Raw genomic sequence first — 4,411 nt, forward strand, 5'->3', positions numbered from 1 at the left:
GAGCGGGCGAGAAGGGCGTTGCCGCGTCGGCGGCGCGCCATGCACCGTATCGGTGCGCTCGACGCCCAGGGCTTTTCTGCGGTTATGATGCGGGTTCCGAAATTTTCTCGGGCTTTTCCAGACATTCGCACCCCACGGTTCACGGATCGGCCTTTTGGGGTAGGTGTTTTACCTTCTGCTAAGGGAGTACCCCGCGTCATGCTCGATCTCGTCGCGGCATTCATTGCCTTGACCACCTTGCTCACCTACGTCAACTACCGCTTCATCCGCCTGCCGCCGACTATCGGCGTGATGGCCACGGCGCTGGTGTTCTCGCTGATCGTCCAGGGGCTGTCGGAACTGGGCTATCCGATCCTCGAGGTGGAGATGCAGGAAATCATCCGCCGCATCGACTTCTCCGAAGTGCTGATGACCTGGTTCCTGCCCGCGCTGCTGTTCGCCGGCGCACTGCACGTCGACCTCTCCGACCTGCGCAGCTACAAGTGGCCGATCGGCCTGCTGGCCACCGCCGGGGTGCTGATCGCCACCTTCGTCATCGGTGGCCTGGCCTACTACACCTTCCCGCTGTTCGGCTGGCAGGTGGATTTCATCTACTGCCTGCTGTTCGGCGCGCTGATCTCGCCGACCGACCCCATTGCCGTGCTCGGCATCCTCAAGTCCGCCGGCGCGCCGAAACCGCTGGCGACCACCATCGTCGGCGAGTCGCTGTTCAACGACGGCACCGCGGTGGTGGTGTTCGCCATCATCCTCGGCATCCTCCAGCTCGGCGAGGCGCCCACGGTCAGTGCCACGGCGATCCTCTTCGTCCAGGAAGCCATCGGCGGCGTGCTTTTCGGCGCGGTGCTCGGCTACGGCGTGTTCGTGATGATGCGCGGCATCGACCAGTACCAGGTGGAGGTCATGCTGACCCTCGCCCTGGTCATCGGCGGCGCCGCGCTGGCCGCGCGCCTGCACGTATCGGCGCCGATCGCGATGGTGGTGGCCGGGCTGATCATCGGCAACCACGGACGCCACTACGCGATGTCGGACGAGACCCGGCGCTACGTGGACAAGTTCTGGGAGCTGATCGACGAGATCCTCAACGCCCTACTGTTCGCCCTGATCGGCCTGGAGCTGCTGCTGTTGCCGTTCTCCTGGCTGCACGTGGCGGCGGCCTTCGCCCTCGGCGGCGCGGTGCTGGTCTCGCGCCTGCTCACGGTGGGCCCGGCGATCCTGGTCCTGCGCCGTTTCCGTGGCGCCAACCGGCAGGTACCGGCGGGCACCATCCGCATCCTGGTCTGGGGCGGGCTGCGCGGCGGCGTCTCGGTGGCGCTGGCGCTGTCCCTGCCGCTGGGGCCGGAGCGCGACCTGATCCTCAGCCTGACCTACATCGTGGTGCTGGTATCGATCCTGCTCCAGGGGCTTTCCATCGGCCCGCTGGTGCGTCGTATCTACGCCGGCCAGCCGCTGGAGAAAAGCGAGGGGGCGCACTGAGCGCAGCCTTCGCAAGGCGAGCGCCCGCCGTCATGGCGGGCGTTTTCGTTGGCGGCCATCAGGCGCTGTCCTGTGGCGCTTCGTTGCGATGGGTGCCGCGCAGGTTCATCGCCGCCAGGCAGACCTGCAGCAGGATCAGCGCATAGGCCTGGGCGTACAGGCCCCAGGCGATCCACAGCAGGTTGCTGGCGAGGAACACCCAGAAGCCGACCTTGCGTCGTCGCCGGTGCGCCGACGCCACCAGCCAGGCGGCCACCACCGTGACCAGCATGGCGGGCCATTGCAGGTAGTCCAGCCAATGCATGCGCGCATCCTTTTTCCGACCTTTGAGGGGTCAGACCAGCCCTGGCGCGGCAAAGTGCGGTCGGATCGGATAGCCGTGCAGCAGCGACCTGACCCGTTCCTCGTCGAGCGCCCCGTTGAACTCGGCGCCCAGGGCTTCGCGGTGGATGCCGGTGGCGCCCAGCCAGAGGGTATCGATGCGCGCGGCGAGGGCGCCGGGGACGTCGGTCACCAGCGAGTCGCCGACGAACAGGATGTGCCGCGCGCCGCGCGCTTCCAGTTGCCGCTGGGCGATGCGGAAGGCCGCCGGGTCGGGCTTGCCGTACCAACTGACCTGGCCGCCTTCCTCGCTGAACAGCTCGGCGAGCATGCCCGCGCCGTATACCGTGCGGCCGCCGGAAACCACCACGCGGTCCGGGTTGGCGCAGAGGAACGGCAGGTCGGTGGCGCCGCGCAGGGGCGCGAAGCGCTGTTCCAGTTCTTCCTGGGGAAAGCTGCCGACGCCGACGATCAGCGCCGCCTGGGCGATGTCCTCGACGAAGCGCTCGCGGATTTCCGCCGGCCAGCTCTGCTGGGCCAGGCCGACGCCGGCCAGGTAGATGCCGCCACGCCGGTATTCGGCGGTTTGCAGCAGGGCGTCGATGGTCAACTGGCCGGAGGTGGTGATGCCGGCGAACCAGTCGCGCTGGATGCCCAGGCGCTCGAGCCCGGCGCTCATTTCCACCACGCTGCTGGACGAGTTGCTGAGGAACCAGACCGGGCGGCCTTCGGCGTGCCGCCGGGCGAGCCAGGCGAGGGCGCCGGGGAACGCCTCGGCGCCGTCCATCACTACGCCCCAGAGATCGAGAAGGAAGCCGTCATAGTCGGCGCAGAGCGCTTCCAGTTGCGCATGGTCGAGCAGGCGGGTGCTGGTGGCGGCGCTGAAGCGCGGGGAGGTCGGGGCATCGCTCATGGGAGTCTCGTCGCGGCTGTCGAAGTGGGCCGCCGCGTGCGGCGGCGAGTCCCAAGGGTGCCAAACTTGCGTGACGGGACCAAGCCTTTCGGCCCTGCGCGTGTTTACGGCCGGTCGAGCGCCTGGGCCATCCACTCGCGCACATGGCAGAGGGCGAGGCGCGACGGGCTGCATTCGCCGTTGGCCATCGCCAGGCGCAGGCGGTCGACGTCGGCGCCGCGCACATAGGCGCTGGCGTCGCGCATGTCGTCCTCGTCGCCGAAACCGCCGCGCTGCATTTCCTCCAGCGCGGCCTGCTTGTCCCAGCCCTGCACGACGATGCGGTACATGGCGGCGAACAGTCCGGTGCGGTTGTTGCCGTGCTTGCAGTGCATCAGTACCGGGCCTTCGCGCTCGGCGGCTTGCAACTGGCGGAGGACGCTGAGCACCTCGGCGTCGTCGACCCGGTCGGCGTGGGTCGGCAGGCTGACCACCCGCACCGGAGCCTGGCCCAGCCAGGCGCGGTCGTCGTCCTTGATGAAGCTGACCACCGTCTTCACCTGCAGGCGTTGCAGCAGCGCGACGCTCTGTGCGTTGGGCAGCGCGCTGCGATAGAGGGTGGGGCTCATGCGGTAGAGGTTGATCGACGGGTCGACCGCTTGCGCCCAGGCTGGCGAACGCGGGGCGGCAGTCTCGGCGGCATGCAGCGGGCCGCCGAGCAGGAAGGCGCCGAGCACGGCGGCGAGGAGCAGGCGGAGCCAGGCGAGCGGTGAACGGTGCATGTCGGCCTCGTGCGGTGGGTGGCCAACACTAGGCGAGGGCGGGTCAAGCCGAGCTGAAGAGAATGTGAAGAATTCGTTGAGGCAGCTTCACCCGTCACGCAGGAAGAATCCATAGACCCTGCCGGAGAAGAACACCAGCAACAGCGCCGGATAGCACAGGTAGTGCAGCACCACGATGAGCAGTGCCGCCGGGCTGGGATCGCCTTTCAGCGAGGCGAGGCCGACCAGTAGCAGGTAAAGGATCCCGAGCACTCCGCCATACAGGGCGACCAGGCGCAAGCGCTCGCCCCAGGTCGGCCAGCGCCGCTGCGCGCGGGCGAACCACCAGGCCAGGCCGCCGGCGACCAGCGCGGCGATCAGCAGGCTGGCCGGCAGGCCGCCGAAGCGGACCACCCCGCGCAGAAGCACGTTGAGCAGGATCGCCGCGGCGATCCCGGCCAGGGCGTAGTAACGGATGGGTACGGCAAGGCGGTCGCCCATGGCGGTATCTCCTGGCGGTTTCAGAGGCGCGTGTCGAGGCCGAAGCGCTTCTTCAGCAGCCGCTCCAGCAGGCCGCGCGGTAGCCAGCGGGCCAGCGCCGGCAGGGCCCGGCTGCCATTGCCGATGCGCACCAACGGCGGGCGCGGACGGCGCTGCACGGCGGCGAGCAACTGGCGGGCGAAGTCTTCGGCGGGCGTGGGATTGTCTTGGGATGCCGCGGCGCGCGCCTGGATCTGCCGGCGCAACGGCCACCAGGGCGAGCGTTCGTCGACCACGCTGTCCATCTCGCGGCTGGCGCTGGCGCCGAAGTTCGAGGCGATGGCGCCCGGCTGCACTTCCAGCACCTCGACGCCGAACGGAGCCAGCTCCAGGCGCAGGGCATCGCTCAGCGCATGTACCGCGGCCTTGGAGGCGCAGTAGGCGCCGGCGAAGGGCGTGACCAGCACGCCGGAGACGCTGCCGA

Annotated in this window: 6 protein-coding genes; 1 reads left to right on the forward strand and 5 read right to left on the reverse strand. The window is 69.0% G+C overall.

Going from position 1 to position 4,411, the window contains the following annotated elements; translation table 11 throughout:
- Positions 1-198 precede the first annotated feature (198 nt).
- Entirely contained in the window at positions 199-1,473 is a 1,275-nt protein-coding gene (locus tag FFS27_RS29130) for a cation:proton antiporter (protein WP_003092979.1), read from the forward strand.
- A 58-nt stretch (positions 1,474-1,531) separates the two neighbouring features.
- Here FFS27_RS29130 and FFS27_RS29135 read toward each other — a convergent pair whose 3' ends face one another.
- The 5 genes from FFS27_RS29135 to FFS27_RS29155 all read right to left on the reverse strand — a co-directional run.
- A complete protein-coding gene (locus tag FFS27_RS29135) occupies positions 1,532-1,777 on the reverse strand; it encodes a YgjV family protein (protein ID WP_003092978.1) in 246 nt (81 codons plus the stop codon).
- Between the two features lie 30 nt (positions 1,778-1,807).
- Positions 1,808-2,707, reverse strand: coding sequence for a TIGR01459 family HAD-type hydrolase (locus FFS27_RS29140; RefSeq protein ID WP_003111593.1), 900 nt, complete (start codon positions 2,705-2,707; stop codon positions 1,808-1,810).
- Positions 2,708-2,811: 104 nt separating this feature from the next.
- Positions 2,812-3,468 carry a tyrosine phosphatase TpbA gene (gene tpbA / locus FFS27_RS29145; RefSeq protein WP_021265226.1) on the reverse strand — a complete coding sequence of 219 codons (657 nt, stop codon included), beginning with the start codon at positions 3,466-3,468 and terminating at the stop codon, positions 2,812-2,814.
- An 87-nt stretch (positions 3,469-3,555) separates the two neighbouring features.
- Complete coding sequence (locus FFS27_RS29150) at positions 3,556-3,948, reverse strand: hypothetical protein (protein ID WP_015502405.1); 393 nt, start codon at positions 3,946-3,948, stop codon at positions 3,556-3,558.
- Positions 3,949-3,968: 20 nt separating this feature from the next.
- The coding region (locus FFS27_RS29155; protein ID WP_137952391.1) for an SDR family NAD(P)-dependent oxidoreductase at positions 3,969-4,411 on the reverse strand (443 nt) is incomplete at its 5' end.

This window comes from Pseudomonas sp. 2VD, from assembly GCF_005503585.1.
GTDB classification, from domain to species: domain Bacteria; phylum Pseudomonadota; class Gammaproteobacteria; order Pseudomonadales; family Pseudomonadaceae; genus Pseudomonas; species Pseudomonas aeruginosa.

Coding starts and splice junctions, on each gene's coding strand:
- FFS27_RS29130 (WP_003092979.1), top strand. CDS start 199: ATGCTCGATCTCGTCGCGGCATTCATTGCCTTGACCACCTTGCTCACC.
- FFS27_RS29135 (WP_003092978.1), bottom strand. CDS start 1,777: ATGCATTGGCTGGACTACCTGCAATGGCCCGCCATGCTGGTCACGGTG.
- FFS27_RS29140 (WP_003111593.1), bottom strand. CDS start 2,707: ATGAGCGATGCCCCGACCTCCCCGCGCTTCAGCGCCGCCACCAGCACC.
- tpbA (WP_021265226.1), bottom strand. CDS start 3,468: ATGCACCGTTCACCGCTCGCCTGGCTCCGCCTGCTCCTCGCCGCCGTG.
- FFS27_RS29150 (WP_015502405.1), bottom strand. CDS start 3,948: ATGGGCGACCGCCTTGCCGTACCCATCCGTTACTACGCCCTGGCCGGG.